General features: G+C 72.4%; 18 protein-coding genes. 3 read left to right on the forward strand and 15 right to left on the reverse strand.

What is annotated here, in order from left to right:
* Positions 1–142: 142 nt before the first annotated feature.
* Entirely contained in the window at positions 143–601 is a 459-nt protein-coding gene (locus tag ABZV42_RS35185; RefSeq protein ID WP_355987608.1) for a nuclear transport factor 2 family protein, read from the forward strand.
* 69 nt (positions 602–670) lie between these two features.
* Positions 671–1,204, forward strand: coding sequence for a flavoprotein (locus ABZV42_RS35190; RefSeq protein WP_355987610.1), 534 nt, complete (start codon positions 671–673; stop codon positions 1,202–1,204).
* Positions 1,205–1,232: 28 nt separating this feature from the next.
* Here the strand turns inward: ABZV42_RS35190 and ABZV42_RS35195 are convergent, their stop codons facing one another.
* From ABZV42_RS35195 to ABZV42_RS35215, 5 genes are all read right to left on the reverse strand, one after another.
* Entirely contained in the window at positions 1,233–1,670 is a 438-nt protein-coding gene (locus tag ABZV42_RS35195) for a glutaredoxin domain-containing protein (protein WP_356055527.1), read from the reverse strand.
* A gap of 385 nt (positions 1,671–2,055) precedes the next feature.
* Positions 2,056–3,939 (reverse strand): phospholipid carrier-dependent glycosyltransferase, encoded by a 1,884-nt coding sequence (locus ABZV42_RS35200; protein ID WP_356055530.1) that lies wholly within the window; start codon positions 3,937–3,939, stop codon positions 2,056–2,058.
* 203 nt (positions 3,940–4,142) lie between these two features.
* Positions 4,143–4,805 carry a DUF308 domain-containing protein gene (locus ABZV42_RS35205; protein WP_355987618.1) on the reverse strand — a complete coding sequence of 221 codons (663 nt, stop codon included), beginning with the start codon at positions 4,803–4,805 and terminating at the stop codon, positions 4,143–4,145.
* Positions 4,806–4,949: 144 nt separating this feature from the next.
* The gene (locus ABZV42_RS35210; RefSeq protein ID WP_151467062.1) at positions 4,950–5,147 is read right to left on the reverse strand and encodes a hypothetical protein; all 198 of its coding nucleotides are present in this window, start codon (positions 5,145–5,147) and stop codon (positions 4,950–4,952) included.
* A 121-nt stretch (positions 5,148–5,268) separates the two neighbouring features.
* Positions 5,269–6,894: an MFS transporter gene (locus tag ABZV42_RS35215; RefSeq protein ID WP_355987621.1), complete on the reverse strand. Its 1,626-nt coding sequence runs from the start codon at positions 6,892–6,894 to the stop codon at positions 5,269–5,271.
* Positions 6,895–7,216: 322 nt separating this feature from the next.
* On the opposite strand from ABZV42_RS35215, the gene ABZV42_RS35220 reads away from it, so the two are divergent.
* Positions 7,217–9,880 carry a LuxR C-terminal-related transcriptional regulator gene (locus ABZV42_RS35220; RefSeq protein ID WP_356055532.1) on the forward strand — a complete coding sequence of 888 codons (2,664 nt, stop codon included), beginning with the start codon at positions 7,217–7,219 and terminating at the stop codon, positions 9,878–9,880.
* Between the two features lie 78 nt (positions 9,881–9,958).
* Here ABZV42_RS35220 and ABZV42_RS35225 read toward each other — a convergent pair whose 3' ends face one another.
* The 10 genes from ABZV42_RS35225 to ABZV42_RS35270 form a co-directional block, all read right to left on the reverse strand.
* The gene (locus ABZV42_RS35225; RefSeq protein WP_355987625.1) at positions 9,959–10,378 is read right to left on the reverse strand and encodes a hypothetical protein; all 420 of its coding nucleotides are present in this window, start codon (positions 10,376–10,378) and stop codon (positions 9,959–9,961) included.
* Positions 10,379–10,647: 269 nt separating this feature from the next.
* Positions 10,648–11,967, reverse strand: a complete 1,320-nt coding sequence (locus tag ABZV42_RS35230; protein WP_356055534.1) for an alpha-glucosidase/alpha-galactosidase — start codon at positions 11,965–11,967, stop codon at positions 10,648–10,650.
* Positions 11,964–12,995 carry a carbohydrate kinase family protein gene (locus ABZV42_RS35235; RefSeq protein WP_356055536.1) on the reverse strand — a complete coding sequence of 344 codons (1,032 nt, stop codon included), beginning with the start codon at positions 12,993–12,995 and terminating at the stop codon, positions 11,964–11,966. The genes ABZV42_RS35230 and ABZV42_RS35235 overlap by 4 nt, the downstream gene beginning before the upstream one ends.
* Positions 12,996–13,001: 6 nt before the next feature.
* Complete coding sequence (locus ABZV42_RS35240) at positions 13,002–13,832, reverse strand: carbohydrate ABC transporter permease (RefSeq protein ID WP_355987631.1); 831 nt, start codon at positions 13,830–13,832, stop codon at positions 13,002–13,004.
* Positions 13,829–14,791 (reverse strand): sugar ABC transporter permease, encoded by a 963-nt coding sequence (locus ABZV42_RS35245; protein WP_355987633.1) that lies wholly within the window; start codon positions 14,789–14,791, stop codon positions 13,829–13,831. The genes ABZV42_RS35240 and ABZV42_RS35245 overlap by 4 nt, the downstream gene beginning before the upstream one ends.
* A 69-nt stretch (positions 14,792–14,860) precedes the next feature.
* Entirely contained in the window at positions 14,861–16,153 is a 1,293-nt protein-coding gene (locus ABZV42_RS35250) for an extracellular solute-binding protein (RefSeq protein WP_356055538.1), read from the reverse strand.
* An 11-nt stretch (positions 16,154–16,164) separates the two neighbouring features.
* Positions 16,165–17,022, reverse strand: a complete 858-nt coding sequence (locus ABZV42_RS35255; protein WP_356055540.1) for an endo alpha-1,4 polygalactosaminidase — start codon at positions 17,020–17,022, stop codon at positions 16,165–16,167.
* Between the two features lie 237 nt (positions 17,023–17,259).
* A complete protein-coding gene (locus ABZV42_RS35260) occupies positions 17,260–17,784 on the reverse strand; it encodes a universal stress protein (RefSeq protein WP_355987638.1) in 525 nt (174 codons plus the stop codon).
* A gap of 5 nt (positions 17,785–17,789) precedes the next feature.
* Complete coding sequence (locus tag ABZV42_RS35265) at positions 17,790–19,100, reverse strand: arsenic transporter (RefSeq protein ID WP_356055542.1); 1,311 nt, start codon at positions 19,098–19,100, stop codon at positions 17,790–17,792.
* Between the two features lie 282 nt (positions 19,101–19,382).
* Positions 19,383–21,758, reverse strand: a complete 2,376-nt coding sequence (locus ABZV42_RS35270) for a SpoIIE family protein phosphatase (RefSeq protein ID WP_356055544.1) — start codon at positions 21,756–21,758, stop codon at positions 19,383–19,385.
* Between the last annotated feature and the right edge of the window lie 470 nt (positions 21,759–22,228).

A 22,228-nucleotide genomic window follows, 5' to 3' on the forward strand; every position in this document is an offset into this window, starting at 1 on the left:
CGCAACGAAACAGGAACCCGCCAGGAGCTGCCCACCGCGTCACCGCAGTGGGAGCAGACTGGAATCCCGGGCCCTTAAGCCCGAGAGGATGTCAATGTTCTCGCTCGTACCCGTGCTCGCGTTCGTGCGTCGAGGAGTCCCCATGGCCGACCGTCCGCCCCTGCCTCCCTTCACCCGCGCGACCGCGCTCCAGAAGGTCCAGGCCGCCGAGGACGCCTGGAACACCCGCGACCCGCACAAGGTCTCCCTGGCCTACTCCGAGGACTCGGTGTGGCGCAACCGGGACACCTTCGTCACGGGGCGCGCGGGGATCGTGGAGTTCCTCACCGGCAAGTGGGCCCGGGAGCGCGAGTACGCGCTGCGCAAGGACCTTTGGGCCTTCGAGGGCAACCGCATCGCGGTCCGTTTCCAGTACGAGTCACTGGACGCCGACGGCCGGTGGTGGCGTTCGTACGGCAACGAGCTGTGGGAGTTCGACGAGCACGGTCTCATGGCCCGGCGCGAGGCATCCATCAACGACGTGCCGATCGAGGAGACAGAGCGCCGGATTCTCGGCCCACGCCCGGAGCCGGGACACGGCCGGACCTTCCCGCTTCAGTGAGTTTCCCCGGCCGGAGGAGGGAGCACATGCCTGCCTCCGGCAGGGTTGGATCTTCACTAGGGTTCACGCGTGAGCGAACCCGTCGAGAAACCCTTCCTCTACGTCGTCGTCTGCGCGGCGGGCGTCGCCGCGGGCGTCGGCGCGTTGATCAACGCGGCACGGGAGCGGGGCTGGGAGGTCGGTGTCATCGCCACACCCCAGGGCCTCGGCTTCATCGACGCGGCCGAGGTAGAGGCGCGGACGGGCCGCCCGGTCCGCTCGGCCTGGCGTGCGCCCGGCGACCCGCGCCCCTTCCCGGCACCGGACGCGGTGGCCGTCGCGCCGGCCACCTTCAACACCGTCAACAAGTGGGCGGCCGGCATATCCGACACGCTCGCCCTCGGAACACTGTGCGAGGCCTACGGACTCGGCGTCCCGATCGCCGTACTGCCCTGCGTGAACGAGGCGTTGGCGGCCCACCCCGCCTACCGCGCCAGTGTCGAACGCCTCCGCGAAATGGGCGTCCGCTTCGGCAGCCCGCACACCGGAGAGGACCAACGGGCCGACGGGCGAGGGGATTTCCACTGGGAACGAGTGCTGGATCTGCTGGGGCCCGGGGAGTGACAGTCGGCAGGGTCCTGTCGCGACTTGGTCAGTTGGACCGGGAGAGCTGTTCGCGGAGCCATGTCGGGTCGGGGTTGGTGTGTGGTTGGCCTGCTATGACGACCGTCGGTACTGTCTCGTTGCCGGCGTTGGCCGTTCTGACCGCTGCGGCTCCCTCCGGGTCCCGCCAGATGTCGACCCAGTGCGCCTGACGCGCCCTGCGGCCCAGCCTGATGCGCAGGCGCAGGCAGTACGTGCAGCCCGGCCTCCAGAAGACGACCGGCCGGCCGTCGACGGCGCTGCGGTCGTGTGCCTCCAGCGCGCTGATCGATCTCGGGAAGACGAGGGGCGAGTTCACGCCCGCGAGCGGTACGAACACCAGCAGGATCGCGACGGCCGCACCGGGGCTCCCTTCGAGGACGAGCTGGGTCGCGGCGGCTGAGCCGCAGAGCAGCAGCAGTATCGGCAGGATCCGGGCGCGCGTCATGAGGACGCAGGCTACCAATGAGTCGAACGAGGGGAGTTGGCACCGTCCGGCGACCGCTGGGGGTGTGAGCACTCCTCGGCGGGCGTCCCGGCCGGGGCACCGGCGGACGACGTGCCGCGAGCCTCCCGTGGGGAGCCGGGAGGTGCGGCGGGCCACGCTCGCCGGAGCGCGGTGGACCCGAGCGGGGGCCTTCACCCGGGAGATCCGGAGCCCACACGGACACCATGCACCAGAACCGGCCACGCGGATAGATCATGGCCGGAAGTATTGGGCCGAGGGTTCAGGGGCCGAAGGTTCAGGGCCGGGGGCGGTGGTCCTGCCCGCCCGGGGGTTCGCGCCGGGCGGGGAACGACGTCATGAGGGACAGGCGCGCCGCCGGCCCGGCTCAGGGCCTGCGGAACACGGTGATCGAGTGGCCGACCTCGTCGACCCGCCTGCTCGTCGACAGCAGCGTCTTCAGACGGGCGTCGGCCTTGTCGATCGCGGTGTCGGAGACGGCGAGCAGACCGTGCACCCGCCCCGCGGGCACCGTTCGGGGGTCGGGCGCGTCGATGCCGTAGGCGGACGGTACTCCGGCGCCCTTGTAGACCAGCCACACCTTCTCGTGCGGGTAGTGGTGCTTCAGGCGGTCGGCGAGGCGGCCGAGGTCCTGGCCCCAGTCGACGTTCGAGTCGTGCAGGCGCAGATAGGTCTTCTCCGAGCCGCCGAACGCCTCGTTCGAGTAGGGAAGGTAGTAGGGGTACGTCAGCAGCGAACTGACGGCGACGAACAGGACCAGCACCGCGGTCACGGGCTCGGCCCACTGCGACCAGGGGCGCCCTGCCGTCCCCGCCCACCCCGGCCAGGGACGCCGTACCGTCCCCGCCCCCCGCGACCAGGGGCGATGCCCCGTCCCCGCGCAGCCCGGCCGGAGGCGCCGCACCGTCCCCGCCCAGCCCGGCCGGGACCTCCCCGTCACCTCCGGCCGACGCCCCCGCGCGAGCACGACCGTGCAGCCCGCGGCGACCGCCAGGAACACCGGCATGAACAGGGCGTAGCGCACGCCGAGATCGCGGGAGCCGGTCATCGCGGAGGCGAGGAGCAGGGCCGGGGGGATCAGGAGGTACGGGGCCGCGGGGCGCAGTCGGCGTACGGTCAGGAGGGCGAGGGAACCGGTGGTCCACAGGGCCGTCATGCCGAGCGGGGTCTTCACCAGCAGCGCGGCCGGCAGGTAGTACCAGAGCGAACCCCGGTAGAGCCGGCCGAAGAGGAAGCCCTGCCAGGTCGCGTTCTCGAAGCCGAACTGGACCCGCATGCCGTCCCGGTAGGGCCGCGGCACCGGCAAATGGTCGATCGCCAGCGCGCGCAGCCCGTGCACGGCGGGGAGATCCGCGGGTGCCGTCCAGCGCAGCCGGGGATCGACGGCGAGATACGTCGCCCACACCACGGCGACGGCCACCACGGCCATCCCGACGGCGGCCGCGGCGCCGAGTCCGAGCAGCCGGGCCTTCGCCCGCGTGCCGCCCGGAGCCGCGTCATGGCCGGAGCGGCCCGCGTGCCACACGGACCCGACCGCGAGGAGCAGGACCAACGGAACGGCGGGCAGCATGCTCATCTTCGTGGCCACCGCCGCGCCGAGCGCCGTCGCCGACAGCGGCAGGTACAGGAAGGGCCGTCGCCTGGCCCGCCACACCAGCCACACCGACGTCAGCAGGAAACCCGACGCCGGGAGGTCGAGCGTGGCCAGCGATCCGTGCGCGATGACGTCGGGGGAGAACGCGTAGAGCGCGAGAGCCACCAACGCGCCCGTACGGCCCGCCAGTTCGCGGGCGAACGCGAGGACGACCAGACCGGACAGCAACGTCAGGACGATCACCGGCAGTCGTGCCCAGAACATCACCCGCCAGGGATCGTTGCCCGACTCGTACAGCACGCGCCGTCCGAGCTCCGTCTGGTCGCCCTTGAACGCGGAGTCGAGGTGCGGGTGCGCGAACAGCAGACCGGCCCCGATGATCAGCTTGCCCAGCGGCGGATGCTCGGGGTTGTAGCGCAGGTCGTGCTGCTGGACGTACACCGTCGCGGTGCCCACGTACACGGGTTCGTCGATCGTCGGGGTCTGCTCCACGGCCGTACTGACCATGGCGACGGCCATCTGGACCAGCAACAGGGCCACGGCCACGGCGAACACGGCACGCCTGTGCCGCCCCAGCCGCCCGAGGAGCGAGTGCGGTGCCACCGCGCCGTTCACCGGCACGCGCTCGTCGTGCCTGCTGGCCAGGAATGTCGGCATGCCCTTTGTTACGTCCGCTCCGTGGGTGCCTGCTCATCGGGCGGCCCGCGGATTCGGGTACGCGTCGAGGCGCCGGCCGGATGATCCGGCCGGCGCCCGGCAGGGGAGTCACGAGTATGCCCGGCCCTCCGTACAACTCGAGGAGTCGTGGGCGGCGGTGTGCGCAGGCCGAAGGGCTCGGCCTCCTCCGCTCCGGCCTCGTCTCAGTAGGGGGAGGCCGGGTCGCGCGGCCCGACGGCGACCGCCCGGCGCAGGGCGGCCCGCCAGGCGAAGGCCACGGCGAGTTCGACCAGGCCGATCAGCACCATCCACAGACCGAGAAGCCGGGTCAGGGCACGGGCCGACTCGGTCGGCAGGGCCAGTACGACGATGCCCGCGATGATGCCGATCGCCGCCCCGCACAGGACGAAGCCGCGGTGCGGCAGGTCCCTGGCGGAGAGGGCGGTGTACGCGGTCAGCAGGCCGGACACGAGCCAGACGACGCCGAGGATCAGGGAGAGCGCGGCGATGGTCTGGATCGGGTGGCGCAGGCACAGGACGCCGGCCAGTACGTAGAGCACGGAGATCAGCAGCGTGGCGAACCGGTTCCCCTGCTCCCGGTGGCCGAAGACGGACACGAACCGGAACACGCCGATGACCAGCAGATAGAGCCCGAGGAGGACCGCGAGGACGTGCAGGGTCTCCTCCGGCCAGACCAGGACCAGGATGCCGGGGATCAGCGTCGCGACGGCCGAGCCGAGGAGCCAGGTCCAGGAGGCGCCGACTCGGTCCAGCAGCACCACGGGGTCGCCCGGGGGCGCGGAAGCCGGGCCGCCGGGCCCGGATCCCGGTCCGGTGTGCGGTGCCGAACCATGCGATTCCGTCATGGTTCCTCCTCACGCGGTCGAGCGGACCGGTTCCGGGCCGCCGACGGGACGGTGGGTGGATTCCCGGCATCAACGGTCCCGTGCGCCGGGCTCGGGCGGCTCACCCCCGGCGGGTGATCCTCGCCCTGACCTGGATCCGCGCCGTCACCCGGGCAGTTGGCGCATCTCCACGACACGCAGGCCGAGCGAGCGGCACCGGGCCAGCAGCCCGTACAGATGTGCCTCGTCGACGACCGGGCCGAACAGGATGGTCTGGCCCGAGATCAGCACGTGGTCCATCTCCGGGAACGCCTCGGAAAGCGTCTCCGACAGATGTCCCTCGACGCGGATCTCGTACTGCATGCGGGGCTCCCCGGAGGGCGGCCCGGGGCGGGCGGACGGCACCCTTCCCCACGATCATCCGCCCGCGCGCCCCGCCCGCCCTCACCCGCAGAAGGTGAACCTCGGGCCGGGCCTCCCGCGGTCACGCCTCTTCGAGGGGCACGGTCCGGGCGCCCGCGTCGGTTTCCTTCCCGCGGCCCGTCGGTCCCGTCGGCAGATGCGTCGTGACCAGGAAGCTCGCGAGCGTGATGCCGCCCGCCGCGAGGATCGCCGCCTTCAGACCGTTCAGCTGCGCCGTCGCGTAGGAGTCCGTGACGGCGTCGACCTCCGCCGGCGGCAGCCCGGCCTGTTCGGCCGCCGAACGCACCTGGTCGGTGGGGACGAAGCTGATGCCCGCCTCGAGCGCGACACTGGTCTGATGCCGTGCCTCCTGCGACACGTCCGGGTGGTTCGCCACCTGGTTGGTGAAGGCATGGGCCAGCGCGCCGACGAGGATCGAACCGATCAGCGCCGTACCGAGCGCGGAACCCAGATTCTGCGCGGTGAACTGGAGCCCGCCGACCTCACTGCGCTCCTCCTCTCCGGCGCTGGACTGCACCACGTTGCCCAGCTGCGAGGCGAGCAGGCCCATGCCGACGCCCAGCAGGGCCATGGCCCCGGCGAACTGGGCGTCGTCGATGACCGGTTGGATGGTGGCCAGCAGCCAGGTGATGGCTCCGAGGAGTGCCAGCAGGGCCAGTCTGACGACACGGCGCGGCCCCATCACCCGCCCCAGCCGGGAGGCCAGCACGGAGGCCGCCAGCATGGTCACGGACACCGGGAGCAGCCGCAGTCCCGTCTGGAACGCGTCGAATCCCTGCACCACCTGGAGATACAGCGGGATGGCGAAGAACAGCCCCAGCAGGATGAGGTTCTGGCTCACCAGCGTCAGCAGACCGGAGCGCAGGGGCAGTCGGTGCAGCAGCGACAGATGGATCAGCGGGTCGGTGCCTTGCGCCTCTCTGCGGCGCTCCCATGCCGCGAAGGCCGTAAGGACGAGCACCCCGGCGGCGACGACGAACAGGGTCGGAGCGAAGCCGAAGACCGTGAAGGGAGGGTTCTGCGGCTGCACCCATCCCCAGGTGCCGCTCTGGAGGACACCCAGCACCCCCAGGCCCAGTCCGGACGCCGACAGGAAGGCGCCCACGCCGTCGAGCCGGGGGCGATGCTCCAACCGGGGGGATTCGGGGATCGCCCGGCGCAGACAGAGCATCACGATCACGACCACGACCTCGCCCGCGAAGACCAGCCGCCAGGTGAGGTACGTCGTCACCCAGCCGCCCAGCAGCGGTCCGACCGCGATGCCCGCACCGGCGAGCCCGCCGATGACGCCGTAGGCGACCGCCCGGTCCCGTCCGGTGTAGGACTCCGCCACGAGAGCCGCCATGGCCGGCAGCACCAGGGCGGCCCCGAGCCCCTCGATGACCGACCAGCCGAGCGCGAGCATCCACAGGGTGGGCGCCACCGCGGTCAGGGCCGACCCCACGCCGTAGACGACGAGTCCGACGAGGAACAGCCGCCGGCGCCCGAGGATGTCGCCGAGCCGCCCGCCGGTGGCCATGAACGCCGCCATGACCAGCGCGTAGAGCGTGATGACGGCCTGGATGGCCGTCACCTCGGTGTCGAAGTCCTCCACCAGCTGGCTGATGGACACGTTCATGACGGAGGTGTCCAGGACCATCAGGAACTGGGCCGTCCCGAGCACGGCCAGAGCGTGCCACTGTCTCATCGGTGACCACCTCGTCGATTCGGCCCGCGAGGCCGCCGCGCGGGCCGGCGGTGTCCGGCCCGGCCGCGCTGCCCCGGCACGTCCATGGCACCCGGAGCCCGGCTTCCGCGCCATCCGGCGAATCGGGGAACGCGCTCCCATGGCACCGGAAGCGGGTTCCCCGCGCCTCACCCGCGGCGGGCGACCGGGGCCTGCCTTGCGACATTCCGGACAGCGGGTGACGATCAGGGTGCGGGGGTTACACCGGGGAGGGAGCTGTGGACCCGGACCACATCGGATCGGACGCGTCGCCGCTGCCGAGAGACCGCGGAGGCAGGACCCCATGGCAGGGCTGCTGACCCCAGGCGGTGACCCCCTGCTCGCCGTCCGGTTCACCGTCCCCGACCTGACGGAGACCTTCGTCCGCAGGCCCCGGCTGGTGGGACGGCTCGCCGAGGGTGTCCAGGGTCCCCTCACCCTGGTCAACGGGCCCGCCGGCGCGGGGAAGACCCTCCTGGTCGCCCACTGGATCTCCACGCGGGACCGCCCGGACGACGTGGCCTGGCTGACCGTGGAACACGAGGACACGGGCCCCGGCATCTTCTGGACGTACGTCCTGGAATCCCTGCGCAGGCACGGAGCGGACGTTCCGGACGACATCGGCAGCCCGTCGAGCCCCGGCGACGTGGACCACTCCCTGCTGACCCGCCTGGCCGCCTGGCTCAGCGAGCGCGCCGAACCCGTGATCCTCGTGCTCGACGAGTTCGACCGGGTGGGAGCCTCGGCCGAGGTCGCCGACGAGCTCCAGTTCGTCCTGCGCCACGCGGGTGGCGGTCTGCGCCTGGTCGTCGTCAGCCGTACGGAGCCGCAACTGCCCCTGCACCGCTATCGGGCCGCCGGAGCGGTCGCCGAGGTCAGGGGCGCCGACCTCGCGTTCGTCCCGGGCGAGACGGCCGCTCTGCTGAGCCGTCACGACATCCGGTTGTCGGACGAGGGCGCGCGATCGCTGACGGAGTGGACCGGAGGCTGGGCGGCCGGACTGCGCCTGTGCATCCTCGCCGCACAGCACGTCGACGATCCGGACACCTTCATCAAGAACTTCGAGGCGGGCCAGAGCACGCTCGCGGACTTCCTGCTGGCCGAGGTCCTCGAAGCGCAGTCGCGGGAGACACAGGATCTGCTCCTGCGCTCGAGCATCCTCGATCAGATCCACCCTGACCTGGCCAACGCCCTGACGGGCCGGGACGACGCGGATCCCATCCTGGCCGGACTCCAGCACGCCAACGCCTTCGTCGAGGCCATCGGCCACTCGTGGTACCGGCTGCACCCCTTGTTCGCGGAGATCCTGCGGGTCCACCTGCGGGTCAGGCTTCCGGGTGTCGAGCCGGAGCTGCACCGGCGCGCCGCCCGCTGGCTCAGCGGAGCGGGACTGCTGGCGGAGGCGCTGCCGCACGCGGCGGGGGCGGGCGAATGGGAGCTCGCCGCGGACCGCTTCGTCGACGAGCTGGCCATCGGCGAGCTGCTGACCGGACTCGACGCCGAGCGCCTGGACAAACTCTTCGCGGCCATGCCCCCGGACGCGGCGGGCCCGGCCGCGTGTCTGGTGCGCGCCGCCCGCGAGCTCGTACGCCACGACGTCGACCGGGGCATGGAGTATCTGCGCCGGGCCGGAGAGAACCTGGGCGGCGAGGGGGCGGACACGGCGGCCCTGCGGCTGAGCCACGCGCTGCTGCGGGTGTTCGCGGCCCGGCTGACCGGCTCGGCCGACCGGGCGCAGGCGGCGGCCGAGGACATGACGGCGGCGGAGCCGGCCCTTCCGGCCGAACGGCTGGAACGGCACCCGGAGCTGCCGGCCCTGATGCTCACCGGCCTGGGATCGGCGCAGCTGTGGGCGGGACGGCTGGACGCCGCCCGCACCTCGCTGTCCGCCGCCGCGCGGGTCGACGACGGACCGTCCACCGCGTACCCCCGGCACGAGTCCCTCAGCCGGCTCGCCCTGATCGACTTCCTGGGCGGCAGGCCGAGCCGCGCGGAGTCGCACGCGCGGGCGGCGGTCGCCGAGGCGGAGCGCTCCGGGCTGCCGCCCGCCGCCCGGACGGGTGTCGCCCAGCTCGTCCTCGCGGCGGTCGCCGTCGACCGCGACGATCTGGCGGCGGCGCAGACCCATCTGGACCAGGCGACCGCCTCCGGCACGGCCTCGCACGATCCCGTGGCGACCGCGGTCCTGGCGCTGCTGCGCTCGAACCTGCTGCTCGCCAAGGGACATCCGAAGGAGGCGTTGCGTGTCCTCGAGGAGCTGAAGCGCCCGCCGCACGGGGTCGAGCCCTCGCCGTGGGTCGGCGACCGGGCCGCGCTGGCCATGTCCACCGCGTACCTGGCCCTGGGCGAACCGCTGGCCGCGGTGGAGGTGCTCGCGGAGGAGGGGGCCAGGGGGCCCGAGGCCACGGCGGCCGCCGCCCTCGTCCGGCTGGCGACCGGTGACCGGGAGGCGGCGCGCACCCTGCTCGAGGCGCTCTGCGCCGAGCCGGACGAGGGTCCGGGCGTCGCCGTCCGGGTACTGCTCGCGCGGGCGCGGACCGCGGACGCGCTGGGCGACGACTCGACCGCCGGGCGGCTGGTGGCGCGGGCGCTGCGGACGGCCAGGCCGGAGCATCTGAGACGGCCGTTCCTGGAGGCGGGCCCCTGGCTGCGGAACTTCGTGCGGCACCGGCCCGTGCTGGCCCAGGGCCATGAGTGGCTCCCCGGGATGGCCGCGGTCCGGGGCATGGGGCAGGCCCCGTCGCCGGGCCGGGAACCGTTGACCGAGCCCGTGGTCGAACCGCTCAGCGAGCGCGAACAGGAGGTGCTGGAGCGGCTGGCGCAGACGATGTCGAGGGACGAGATCGCCGCCGACCTGCATCTGTCGGTCAACACGGTCAAGACCCATCTCAAGAGCGTCTACCGCAAGCTCGCGGCCACCCGCCGGGGCGAGGCCGTACGAAGGGCCCGCGACCTGCACCTCCTGTGAGACGTGGACCCCTCGCGTCGGGAGCCGGCCGGTGCGGGCCGGCTCCGGCGTCGTCACCCCTCGGCCGGACAGGTGGTCCTAGTCGGCGTCCGTGTCCGGCCCCGCCACACAGAGTGCCCAGATGACGAATCCGTACAGCGCTATCAGGGTCAGCGACCAGACGGGGTAGTACGGGATGGAGAGGAAGTTGGCGATGATCAGCAGCGCCGCGATCCCCACGCCGGTCACGCGTGCCCAGGTGGCCGCCGTGAACAGGCCGAGGCTCACGACCACGGCGACCGCCCCGAGCGCCAGATGGATCCAGCCCCAGCTCGTCAGGTCGAACTTGAAGACGTAGTTCGGGCTGGTGACGAACACGTCGTCCTGGGCGATCGCCATGACGCCCCGCAGGACGTCCAGGACGCCGGAGACGAACAGCATCACCGAAGCGAAGATCGTCAGGCCGCCGGCCGCCGTCATGGCGGCCCTGGAGTGAGTGTGATGCTGGGTGGTTGCCATGGCGAGACCTCCGTTGCACTGGCTGCGACCGCAGCCACTCACCACCGAGCCTGCGACAGCCGGCCGCCTCCGGCCTCACCCGTTGAGGGTGACGATGAACGGACATTCCTGCGGGAGCCTGGTCCGGGGCAGGGCCCGGGGGCGAGGAGGGGCCGGCGCGGGCGGTGCACACCGCTGCCCGCGCCGGAGAACGGCACCGTCCCGGGACCGCCGGCCCCTGGACTCAGGCCCCTCCTCCCCGGGGACCGTGCCGCCCCTCGTGGTCCGCCTCAATGCCCGAGCAGCGTCCTCAGCTCGGGCTGGAGCAGTTCCCCATGCGCTCGTACGAGGTCGTCGCACAGGTCCCAGATGCGCTCGACGGGCAGGGCGGCGGCCGTCGCGGGGTCGGCCATCGCGGCGTGGCGGATATGGCGCGGCTCGTGATCGGTGGCCGCGCGGACCACCAGGTCGGTGACCGAGGCGTAGGCGCTGTTCAGCGCGGCGCACTGAGGGGGCAGCGCGCCGACCCGGGTCGGCTGCACGCCCGACGCGTCGGTCAGACAGGGGACTTCGACGACACAGTCCGCCGGGAGGTTGTCGATCAGGCCCCGGTTGGGCACATTGCCGTAGACCGTGCGGGGGGTGCCGGTCAGCGTGCTGTGGATGATCTGCGGGGCGTACTCCAGGGTGCCCTCGACGGGGAGGGGCACCCCGGAGGCGAGGGCGTCACGGGTGCGCCGGTAGCTCGCGGCGTTCTCCTCGATGATCTCCAGATAGGCGCCCACCGGCAGCCTGAGCCGCTCGATCTCGCTGTCGTGGTGGAGATACCACGGCACGTACTCCGAGGAGTGCTCGCTCGTCTCGGTGGGGTAGTGGCCGAGACGGCGGTACATGTCCACGCGGACCCGGCGCAGCAGCCCCGGGTCCTTGGCGATGGCCGCGTCCAGAAGGGGGTGGAGATCCTGGCCCGCGCGCTCGAAACGCAGTACCCACGCCTGGTGGTTGACCCCGGCCGCCAGATAGTTGACCTCCTCGAAGGGGACGCCGACGAGCTGGGCGAGATCGTGCATGGTCCAGTGGACCGAGTGACACAGGCCGGTCACGCGCAGCTTCGGGGCGATGCGGCTCAGATAGAGGACGTTCATCGCCATGGGATTGGTGTAGTTCAACAGCAGGGCGTCCGGGCAGAGTTCGGTCATGTCGGAGGCGAGCGCGCGGAGTACCGGGAAGGTGCGCAGGGCGCGGAAGATGCCACCGATTCCGAGGGTGTCGCCGATGGTCTGGCGCAGTCCGTGGCGGGCGGGGACCGTGAAGTCGGTGCGGGTCGCGGCGTCCATGCCGACCTGGACGATGTTGATGACGAAGTCGGCGTCATCCAGGGCCGCCCGCCGGTCGAGATGCGCGGTGATCGTGGGTTTGGCGCCGCGTACGCCGGCGATGTACCGGGCGGCGCCCTCGGCCGTGCCGAGCCGTTCCGGGTCGATGTCGTGCAACGCGATCCGTGCGTGCGCGAGTTCGGGGAACGTGAACAGGTCGGCCAGCAGCCCCTGGGTGAACACCACGCTCCCGGCTCCGATGAAGGCGATCTTCGGGGCGTTGACGTCGTTCATGAACGGCTCCTGGTCTCGCGGGTGCTGGGGGTTCGTGACATGGCCGGGTCCTCGGCGCTGTCCGGGGCGTTAGCGCCCGGCGGGACGCCCTGGAGGCCGGCACCGGCCGCGGCGAGGGCCTCGTCCCAGGTGGGCTGCGCCGCCGTACCGCCGTGTGCGCGGGTCGAGAGCGACCCGCAGGCGGCGGCCACCGCGAGCGCGGAGCGCAGGTCCAGGCCGCGCAGGGTCGCGGCGACGAACCCGGCGTCGAAGCTGTCGCCCGCGCCCACCGTGTCCACGGGGTCTACGGTCACGGCCGGCACGCGCGCCGGCCGTGTCCCGTCGTGGACGAGGGCGCCGTTCGCGCCGTCCTTGACCACGACCGTCGGCCCCCGGCAGGCCAGGACGGCGGCGGCCGCGGCCGGTTCGGCCTCCCCGGACAGCGCCGACGCCTCGGCCGCGTTGGGCAGCAGGAAATCGGTGAACTTCAGGACCGGGTCCAGGAGTTCGCGGTCCCAGCGCCCGGCCGGGTCGTCATTGGTGTCGAGCGAGGTCGTCGCGCCTGCCTGCCGTGCCAGGACGAACACCGCGGCCAGGGAACGCGCCAGACGGGGCATCAGGAAGAACGAGGCCGCGTGCACATGCCGGGAGGCCCGGATCAGGTCCCGGGGCACGTCCTCGGGACCGGTCGCCGTGAGACAGCCCTGCGCCGTGAGGATGGCCCTGTCCCCGTCCCCGGCCGTCAGGACCGTCGTGAGCGGAGTGGGCCGGACCGGGTCGGTGGCCAGGAAGCCCACGTCCACACCGCGCCCGGCGAGGGTCTCGCGCACGAAGGCACCCGCGGGATCGTCACCCACCCGGCCCGCGAAGGCGACCCGCAGCCCGAGCCGCGCGGCCCCGCACGCCATGATCGCCGCGGAGCCGCCGAGCACCAACCCGGCGTGCTCGACGAGCTGTTCGCGCTGCCCGAACTCCAGCGGGCCGCGCAGCGGGCCGACGACGACGTCCGGATTGGCGTCGCCGACGACCAGGAGATCGAAGGATTTCATCCTGTCCTAACCCTTCAGGCCGCTCGAGGTGAGCGACTGGACAAAGGTCTTCTGCGCGAGCAGGAACGCGATCAGCACGGGCAGCACGGTGATCACATTGCCCGCCATCACCGCCGACCAGCGTGTGTGGTGCTGTCCCTGGAACGTCGTCAGACCGAGCTGCAACGTGTACTGCGTGTCGTGGTTGATCGCGATGAGCGGCCAGGACAGGTCGTTCCAGGTGCTCAGGAACGTCAGCACCGCGACCGTGGCCAGCGCGGGCCGGGCGAGCGGCAGCACGATCGAGAACAGCACCCGCAGCCGTGAACACCCGTCGATCCAGGCCGCCTCCTCCATCTCCCTGGGCAGCGCGAGGAAGAACTGCCGGAACAGGAAGACCGCGAACGGGGTGACGAGCGAGGGCACGATCAGGGCGCCGAGCGTGTCGATGAGCCCCAGCTCCTTCATCACCAGGAAGGTCGGGATCATCGTGAGCTGGAAGGGGATCACCATCGTCGCCAGCATCAGCCCGAGCAGCACCCGCGATCCGGCGAACCGCATCCGCGCGAAGGCGTAGCCGCCGAGCGCCCCGAGCAGCAGATTCGACAGGACGGCCGCGAACGCGACGATCAGTGAGTTGGCGAACCAGCGCGGGAACATCGCGTTCCCGAGCACGTATCGGTAGCCGCCCAGGTCGATCCCCCCGGGCCACAGCGCGGGCGGGAACCGGTTGATCTCCGTGTCGGACATCACCGAGCTGAGCGCCAGCCACACCAGCGGCAGCGCGAAGCACAGGGCCAGCGGCGCCAGCAGCAGATGCCAGCCGCTCGGCCTGCGCGAGGTCACGGGTGAACTCATCGGACCGCTCCTTCGATACGTTCCTGCCGCCGCTGTACGAGACGCAGCGCCCCGCCCGCGACCAGCAGCGCGACCGCGAGGACGTACGCCGCCGCGGCCCCGTAGCCCGCGGTGAAGGTCTGGAAGGCCTGCTGCCAGACGAAGTAGACGACCACGCCCGTCGAGCCGAGCGGCCCGCCCTTGGTCGTCACATAGATCAGGTCGAAGACCTGGAGCGCCGTGATCAGCTGCCACAGCAGGAGGAACACGGTGACCGGGGTGAGGGTCGGCAGGATGATGTGGCGCAGCACCCGCCCGCGGCCCGCCCCGTCGATCCGGGCGGCCTCCACGAGTTCGGGCGGGACGTCCTGGAGCGCGGCCAGATAGACGACGACACAGAAGCCGACCCCGCTCCACAGCGAGATCAGCACCAGCAGGTAGATCGCCTGGTCCGGGTCGGTCAGGAACCCCTGCGGGGAGAGCCCCACCTTGTGCAGCAGGGAGTTGGCGACGCCGAACTCCGGATCGAGGATGAACGAGAACAGCACGCCCTGCGCGGTCGCCGAGACCACGAACGGGACGAAGACGAGTGTGCGGTAGAGGCCGATGAACCGGATACGGCGATTCAGCGCCAGGGCCAGCACCAGCCCGCCGACCAGGCTGAGCGGCACGTACAGGGCCGTGTACAGCAGCGTGTTGCTCACGGCCGTCGAGAAGTTGGGGTCCTGGGACAGTGCGCGGTAGTTGTCGAGGCCGACCCAGCGGCCCGGGGTGACGAGGTCGTCGGCCCGGAAGGAGAGCAGCAGCGACCAGACGACGGGCACGATGCTCAGACCGAGGATCACGACGACCGCCGGGCTGATGAAGGCCCAGGCGGTGGCGCTCTCGCGCCGGCCGCGGCGACGGGCCGCGCGCCGCGCGGCCGCCGGGGTAACCGCGGGGCCCGGTACGACGGTTATGGCGCGGGGAAGGGTGGACATGACGGCCTCCTTCAGCTGGAAGTCAGCTGGGAACGTCTGAAGTCGAGGTCACCGGGGAACGAGCCGAGGTCACCGGGGGATGAGCAGGGCCGCGTCCGCCGTGTCGGCGCACCGGCGGATGGCGTGGGCGGGGGAGTCCTTGCCGAGCAGGACCGAGACGACCGCCTCGCCGAGTGCCTGGGAGATCTGCGGGTAGGCCGCGTGCACGGGCCGGACCCGGGCGGTGTCCAGCGCGCCGGTGAACACGTCGAGCCCTGTCGTCCGCGCCGAGTGTTCGCGCCACTCGGGCCGCCGGGCGGTGGCCGAGCTGAGCGGCAGGCTGCCGGCCGAGATGCCCCAACGGGCGTCCTGGGCCGGCTGGATCATCCACTGGACGAACGCGACGGCGGCCCGTGCACGGGCGGAACCGTTGTCGAAGACGGTCCAGGTGTCCGGTCCGGAGATGGTGATCGGTCTGCCGCTGTACGTCGGCAGCGGGACGACGTCGTAGTCGACCTTCGCGGTGATGATGTCCGGCAGCTCCCAGGGCCCGGTGGCCACCATCGCCATCCGGCCGCCCAGGAAGACCTGGTACATCTGCTCGCCGCCGGGCTTCGGGTCGACGTACACGCTCTTGTCCCGGGCCAGCCGGGCCAGGGTCCCCAGGGCCTTCGTGCCCTGCTCGGCGAAACCGATGCCCTTGCCGTCGGCGGCCACCACCTCACCGCCGAGGTCCCAGATCATCGGCCACAGCCGCCAGACGGTGTCCTCGTCGCCCGTGCCGGGCCAGCCGGTGCCGAACACCCCGCGCCCGGAGTCGGTGAGCCGTCGCGCGGTGTCCACGAACTCGTCCCAGCTCCAACCCGCCTTCGGATAGGGGACCCCGGCCTCGCGGAACAGCTTCTTGTTGTAGACGACGGCCAGCGAGTCGAGGACCGCCGGGGCGGCGCGCACCTCGCCGTTGACCGTGACCGCGTCCCGTACCGGCGTCCAGAAGGACATCCACGGCGGGGTGCCGCCGCGCAGCGCGGACGTCAGGTCGACGACCCGGGGGCTGCGCGCGACGCTCGCCAGGTCCGAGCCGAAGATGTAGGCGATGTCGGGGTACGAGCCGGCGGCGAGCGCGGCCGTCACCTTCTGGAGCATCGCGTCGGCCACCACTCCACCGCCCGAACTGTCCACGCGGATACGCGGATGGGTGCGGTTGAACTCGCTCACCAGCGCTTCCAGCGCCTTGCGGGCCGTGTCGCTCTGGCCGTGCCACAGCTCGACGGTCACCGTGCCGTCGGAGCCGACGCCGTCCGAGGGGCCGCCGCAGGCGGCGAGGGCCCCGGCGGCCGCCGTGCCCAGAAGCAGCCGGCGCCGCGGTATCAGGTGTGTCATCACGGCCCCCGTCAGCGTGTCCTGCGGACGTAGTCCGCGTTGCCGGGTGTCGAGACCATCACGTCCCGGCGCACGATGCTCAGCCGGTCGCCGAAGGCCGAACGGGCCTTGCGCAGACCGCTGTCGGTGTACTCGATGACCACCACCCGGTCGTGGAAGGCCTTCGCGTACTCGCCGCACTCGTCGTACTCGCCGCACTCCTCCGCCACCGCGAAGTCGAGGCCGGTGCGCGACCTCAGTCCCGCCAGTTCGACGGTGTTCTTCTGGCCGATCGCCAGATGCCTGGCGTGCGCGTGCCGGGAGAGCAGGGTGATGAACGCGGTGGCGTCGTCCGCGGTCAGCAGTTCGTGCGAGCGGGTGTAACTGTCGTAGTTGTCCGGCTCGACCGCGTCGAACCCCTTCTTCGCACAGTCGTCGATCCACCGGTCGACCCGCGCGGCCACCCGCCGGCGCTTGTCCGGTGTCCGGATGTCCAGCAGCGCCTCGTTCCAGTCCTTGTCGACGACCACCTTGCCGTCCGCGTCCCGCAGCAGCAGGTCGGCGGGCCACTGTCCGCGTTCCTCGGGCTGGGCCTGGAAGGCGTTGACGTAGCAGATGTTGTAGAGACCGCGGGCCGGAGAGGAGGAGCGGTCGCGGCTGACGACGCGGACGTCGGCGGCCGGGGGGTAGGCGCCGCCGATCTGGTAGTCGAACCCCGCGTGCAGCGGGGGGAGTTCGACGGCGGTCGCCGTACGGTGAGGGCTGGGCGACGGTTTCGGTGAGGCGCTTGTGTCCTTGCCGGGATCGCAGGCCGCGAGCGTCAGGGAAGTGGCAAGGGCTGTGACCGCGCCCAGAACTACGGTGCGGAGAACACGTTTGACGGGGGGCATGTCCGCTCCATCAAATCGCGAGTACGTCCCCGCCTCGGACGCTTCGAGCGATCCTGGCGACTTTGGCCGGACTTGAACCTGGTCCGTTACCGGCTGGGCGCACCTCTGCGTGCCGGGTCGCACCACGGCACGCAGAGGATCAAATCGTGCATGCCCGACTCCGTCAAGTGCCGGCCTCGCCCAAAGGTGCTCCCGGGCCGCAGCGGGCGCCACCGGGTGCCCGCCCGACGCGTGTCGTCAGGGATGCGGGTGGTGCGGGGGAAGCGGCGGGTGCGGCGGATGCGGGGGAGGGGGCGGCAGCGTCGTGACGTCCGGTGCCGGTTCGGGCCACACGAGCAGCACCGGACAGGGGGCGTGGTCGACGACGAAACGCCCGGCGGGGCCCAGACTGTGCGGGCCGAGCCGGCTGCGGTCGCCGTCACGGGCCAGCACGAGCAGTCCGGCGCCCTCGGCCGCGGCGACCACCTCCCGCTCCACCCGTCCGGTGCGCTCCAGGCGTGTCGCCGGGCTCCCCAGCCGCTCGGCCGCCGCGTCCAGGAGCTCGGCCGCGGAGACCGTGCCGAGGGTCTCCAGGAGGTCGCCCGGATCGGGCTCGGAGCGTCCGCGTCCGAGGAGTCCCGCGAACGCGCCGTGTGCGAGCCCGGGCACGGCGGGGTCCGCGACATGCAGCAGCACCACGTCCGTCGCACCGGGAGCGTGCGTCCCCACGGCGTCCACGCACGCGGGCCATGTTCCCTCGACCAGCCAGACGACCACCCGCATGCCCATCAGCCTCCGATGACGTGGAGCGAGACCCACAGCGCCAGTACGGCGGGGACCAGGGCCGCCGGGACGGCGATCAGGCCCAGCCGGGTGAACTCCTTGAGGTCGACGCCGTGTTCGTGCTGATGCACGATGCGACGCCACAGCAGCGTCGCGAGGGAACCCGCGTACGTCAGATTGGGGCCGATGTTGACGCCGAGCAGGACGGCCAGGACCGCGCCCGCGCCCGAGCCGGCCGCCAGCGGCAGCAGTACGAGGACCGCGGGCAGGTTGTTGATCAGGTTGGCCAGTACGGCGGCGATCGCGGCGATGCCGAGCAGCGCCGACAGTGAGCCGCCGTCGGGGAGGAGGTGGTCGAGGGCGCCGGCCAGACCGTTGTCGACCACCGCGCGGACGACGATGCCGAGCGCGAGGACGAAGGCGAGGAACGAGGGCGCGGCGGAGCGCACCACGGTGAGCGGGGTGGTGCGGCGCCGGACGAGAGCCCGGGTCGCCAGTACGAGCGCCCCCGCCGCGGCGGACCAGGCCGGGTCGATGCCGACGGCCGAGGCGAGGACGAATCCGGCCAGGGTGCAGCCCACGGTGACCAGCGCGAACAGCGGCAGGTCCGGTGCCTCCTCCGCCTGCCGGGGGAACGCGCCCGCCGCGAGGTCACGGGCGAAGAAGCGCCGGAAGACCACGTACTCGGCGCCGATGGCCACCAGCCAGGGCAGCACCATCAGCGCGGCGAACCGGGTGAAGCTCAGGCCGCTGGCGGTGAACGCGAGCAGGTTGGTGAGGTTCGAGACCGGCAGGAGCAGCGAGGCGGTGTTCGACAGATGGGTGCACGCGTACACATGCGGCTTGGGGCGCGCGCCCATCCGCGCCGCCGTCGCGAACACGACGGGGGTGAGCAGCACGATGGTGGCGTCCAGGCTGAGTACCGCCGTGATCGCCGAGGCGAGCACGAACACCGCGGTCAGCAGCCGGCCCGGCTGCCCCGCGGCCCAGCGGGCCATCCAGGCGCCGCACGCCTGGAACAGCCCGTCGTCGTCGCAGAACTTGGCGAGGACGAGTACCGCCGCGAGGAAGCCGATCACGGGACCCAGATGGGCCGCCTCCGCGCGGGCGTGGTCCCAGGAGATCGCCCCCGTGGCCAGGACCAGCCCGGCGGCGGGCACGGCCACGACCGCCTCCGGCCAGTTGAACGGCCGTACCACCGCGCAGACGAGGACGGCCGCGAGCAGCACCACGGACAGCGTCTCGGCGAGCGGACTGCCGAGGGCCGCGGCCAGTGGCGCGGCGAGAGCGGTACCGGCGCCGTCGGAGTGCGGCACGGGGACAGCTGAGCCGGGAGCGCCGCCGAACGCCTGGGCGAGCCGGGTGCCCGGAGCGGCGGAGACCGCCGCGGTGAGCGGGTGGCCGGGACCGGCGGAGAACGCCTCGGCGAGCCGGGTGCCGGGCGCGCCGGGGATGCCTTGGACGAGCGGGCTGTTCAGGATGGTGTCCTCCGGACGGTGATGGCGGCACCCTCCATCACATCAGACACGGCCCCGCGGACCTGTGAACGGCCTCGCGTCGCGTCGCCGGGCGCCGTCCGACCCGCCCCTGAGCGGCCGTCACTCCTCGCCGAGGAGGGACAGCTCCGCCCAGATCGTCTTGCCCTCCGGCGTGTGCCGGCTGCCCCAGCGCTGGGTGAGCTGGGCGACGAGAAGCAGCCCGCGTCCGCCCTCGTCGAAGGTCTTCGCCCGGCGCAGATGGGGCGCGGTGTGACTGCTGTCGGAGACCTCGCAGATCAGCGTCTCGGTGTCGTGGATGAGCCGCAGCCGGATGGGCGGGTCGCCGTAGCGGATGGCGTTGGTGACCAGTTCGCTCACCACCAGCTCGGCCGTGAACGTGGCCACGGTCAGACCCCAGATCTCCAGCTGATCGGCGACCTGCTTGCGGATCGGCGCGACGAGGGCGGGGTCGGCGGGGATGTCCCAGGTCGCCACGTCGGACGCGGACAGGCCCTGGGTACGGGCGAGCAGCAGGGCCACGTCGTCCGGCGCGCCGCCCGCGGGAAGGAGCGCCTGGAGGATCGCGTGGGCCGCCCCCTCCAGATTCCGCGACGACTCCTCCAGCGCGTGGCAGAACATCCGGAGGCCGGCTTCGACGTCCCGGTCGCGGCTCTCCAGCAGACCGTCGGTGTACAGCGCGAGCACCGTGCCCTCGGGCAGTTCGAGTTCGACCGACTCGAAGGGCAGCCCCCCCAGACCCAGCGCCGGGCCGGGCGGCACGTCGATCTGCCGGGGCGGCCCGTCCGGCGGCCGGACGACGGGCGCCGGATGGCCCGCGCTGGCCAGCGTGCAGCGCCGGGAGACCGGGTCGTACACCGCGTAGACGCAGGTGGCGCCCACCTCTCCGGTGATTCCCTCGGCCCCGGCCTCGGCGGACAGCCGTACGACGAGGTCGTCGAGGTGCGTGAGCAGCTCGTCCGGGGCCAGGTCGATGTCGGCGAGGGTGCGGACGGCGGTGCGCAGCCGTCCCATCGTCGCCGAGGCCTGGATGCCGTTGCCGATGACGTCACCGACGACCATGGCGACCCGCATCCCCGACAGCGGGATCACGTCGAACCAGTCACCACCGACCCCGGCACGCGCCGCGGGCAGATAGCGCGACGCCGCCTCCAGGGCCGCGGTCCGGGGCAGGGACTGGGGGAGGAGGCTGCGCTGGAGGGCCAGCGCGGTCTGCCGCTCGCGGGAGAACCGGCGGGCGTTGTCGATACAGACGGCGGCTCTGGCCGTGACCTCCTCGGCCAGCAGCACGTCGTCGGCGGTGAAGGGGTCGGGCCGCCGGAACCGGCTGAGGACGACCACCCCCAGGGTCCGGCCGCGCGCCCGGACGGGCACCGACATGGTGGCGTGGACGCCGTACTCCCGGACGTGCTCTCCGCGCGGTCCGTCCCAGCTCAGCCACTCCTCCAGCGTGCCGGCCGCGTTCGGCGCGACGAGGGGACGGCCGACGATCAGCGAGTCGGCCTGCGGCGAGGACGCGGGATAGACGTCGACCTCGCCGGGTTCGACGACGGCCTCCGGACTGCCCGCGTTCACCGACCGGTGGGCCGCGCGGCGGAGCGTGACCGGGGCGGCCGGCGGTCCGACGCGGTACTCGTCCCCGTTCTCCGGCGGGTCCAGCAGATCGACGCTGACGAAGTCGGCGAGCGCGGGGACGCAGACGTCGGCCAGTTCCTGGGCCGTGCGGGTGACGTCGAGGGTGGTGCCGACACGCACGCTCGCCTCGTTGACCAGCTGGAGCCGCTCGCGGGCCCGGTGCTGCTCGGTCAAGTCGTGCGCGGCCACACACACGCCGATCACGCGCCCGTGGGTGTCGGTGAGCGGTGCGATCCGCGCGAGCCAGTGGCGCGCCCGCTCCTCGCCGCCGGCGCGCGCGTACGTCTCCACGTCACGCCCCCGGCCGGAGGCGAGCACCTCGGCCATCTCCCGCTCCAGTTGGTCACCGGTTCCCCGGGAGCCGATCTCGGAGGCCCGCAGGCCCCGGATGCGCTCCTCGGGCAGGCCGACCACCTCGGACATCGCGTCGTTGAGGCCGTACAGCCGCAGCCGCTCGTCGTAGACGGCCAGGGGGCACGGCGCCTGGGCCAGGACGGCGCGGGACAGCGGGTCGTCCGGGGTGCGGGGCTCCCGCCCCTCCAGCGGGGTGAGCACGAGCCACTCGCCGCTCCGCTCCTGGGGGTGGGCGAGCAGCCACACGGGCAGGATCCGGCCGTCGCGGTGGCGCAGGAAGAGCACGCCCTCGCGGCGGTCGCGGCCGGTGCCCGGCAGGGGAACCGTGCTCCCGGAGGCCAGGAGGTCCGCCGCCGGGCGGCCCTCGACCTCCTCGGGTGTGTGGCCAAGGAGCCGGCGGGCGCCCTCGTTCCAGTGGATCAGGGTGCCGTTCCCGTCGATGACCGCCCGTGCGGTGGTGGCCTCGTCGAGAGGGTGGACCGGGCTCATCGTCGCCACTTTCCCTTGTACGCACACTCGCGGTGATCAAGCGCGTCGTCCGGGTTCCAGACTAGTGGCTGGGCGTCTCGCGCACCGTCGAACGGGCAGGGCCCGGACAGCCATTCGCACGGACCGTGCCGGCCGGACCCGCGGCGGCCGTGATCCAAGGGCTCGGCAGTGTGCCTTCCCGGGGCCGCCGACCGAGGGCGGGAGGAACGGGGTCGGCGGCCGGTTTCGCGTGGGAGAGCCGCCGTCCCGCGCGGGGCCTTCGAGAAGGGCCGGTCCCAGTGGACTACGGAGTCCGGTGCGCCGGGAGCGTGCGAGGGAACCCGGAGTGTGCGCGCGGTTCACACGGGGCGTGTGGAATACCGAAAGCCGGTACGGACCCGCCGAGTCGCCGATCGCTTTTTGACATTCTTTCAATAAGCCTGATCTCACCCGTCCGCCTTGTTGGTGACGAGTGAGTTGTGCGAGGGTGA

Source organism: Streptomyces sp. NPDC005281, assembly GCF_040607495.1.
Classification (GTDB): domain Bacteria; phylum Actinomycetota; class Actinomycetes; order Streptomycetales; family Streptomycetaceae; genus Streptomyces.

Bases quoted from the DNA above. Each gene is read 5' to 3' on its own strand.
- ABZV42_RS35185 (WP_355987608.1), top strand. From the start codon at position 143: ATGGCCGACCGTCCGCCCCTGCCTCCCTTCACCCGCGCGACCGCGCTC.
- ABZV42_RS35195 (WP_356055527.1), bottom strand. From the start codon at position 1,670: ATGACGCGCGCCCGGATCCTGCCGATACTGCTGCTGCTCTGCGGCTCA.
- ABZV42_RS35200 (WP_356055530.1), bottom strand. From the start codon at position 3,939: ATGCCGACATTCCTGGCCAGCAGGCACGACGAGCGCGTGCCGGTGAAC.
- ABZV42_RS35205 (WP_355987618.1), bottom strand. From the start codon at position 4,805: ATGACGGAATCGCATGGTTCGGCACCGCACACCGGACCGGGATCCGGG.
- ABZV42_RS35210 (WP_151467062.1), bottom strand. From the start codon at position 5,147: ATGCAGTACGAGATCCGCGTCGAGGGACATCTGTCGGAGACGCTTTCC.
- ABZV42_RS35215 (WP_355987621.1), bottom strand. From the start codon at position 6,894: ATGAGACAGTGGCACGCTCTGGCCGTGCTCGGGACGGCCCAGTTCCTG.
- ABZV42_RS35220 (WP_356055532.1), top strand. From the start codon at position 7,217: ATGGCAGGGCTGCTGACCCCAGGCGGTGACCCCCTGCTCGCCGTCCGG.
- ABZV42_RS35225 (WP_355987625.1), bottom strand. From the start codon at position 10,378: ATGGCAACCACCCAGCATCACACTCACTCCAGGGCCGCCATGACGGCG.
- ABZV42_RS35230 (WP_356055534.1), bottom strand. From the start codon at position 11,967: ATGAACGACGTCAACGCCCCGAAGATCGCCTTCATCGGAGCCGGGAGC.
- ABZV42_RS35235 (WP_356055536.1), bottom strand. From the start codon at position 12,995: ATGAAATCCTTCGATCTCCTGGTCGTCGGCGACGCCAATCCGGACGTC.
- ABZV42_RS35240 (WP_355987631.1), bottom strand. From the start codon at position 13,832: ATGAGTTCACCCGTGACCTCGCGCAGGCCGAGCGGCTGGCATCTGCTG.
- ABZV42_RS35245 (WP_355987633.1), bottom strand. From the start codon at position 14,791: ATGTCCACCCTTCCCCGCGCCATAACCGTCGTACCGGGCCCCGCGGTT.
- ABZV42_RS35250 (WP_356055538.1), bottom strand. From the start codon at position 16,153: ATGACACACCTGATACCGCGGCGCCGGCTGCTTCTGGGCACGGCGGCC.
- ABZV42_RS35255 (WP_356055540.1), bottom strand. From the start codon at position 17,022: ATGCCCCCCGTCAAACGTGTTCTCCGCACCGTAGTTCTGGGCGCGGTC.
- ABZV42_RS35260 (WP_355987638.1), bottom strand. From the start codon at position 17,784: ATGCGGGTGGTCGTCTGGCTGGTCGAGGGAACATGGCCCGCGTGCGTG.
- ABZV42_RS35270 (WP_356055544.1), bottom strand. From the start codon at position 21,758: ATGAGCCCGGTCCACCCTCTCGACGAGGCCACCACCGCACGGGCGGTC.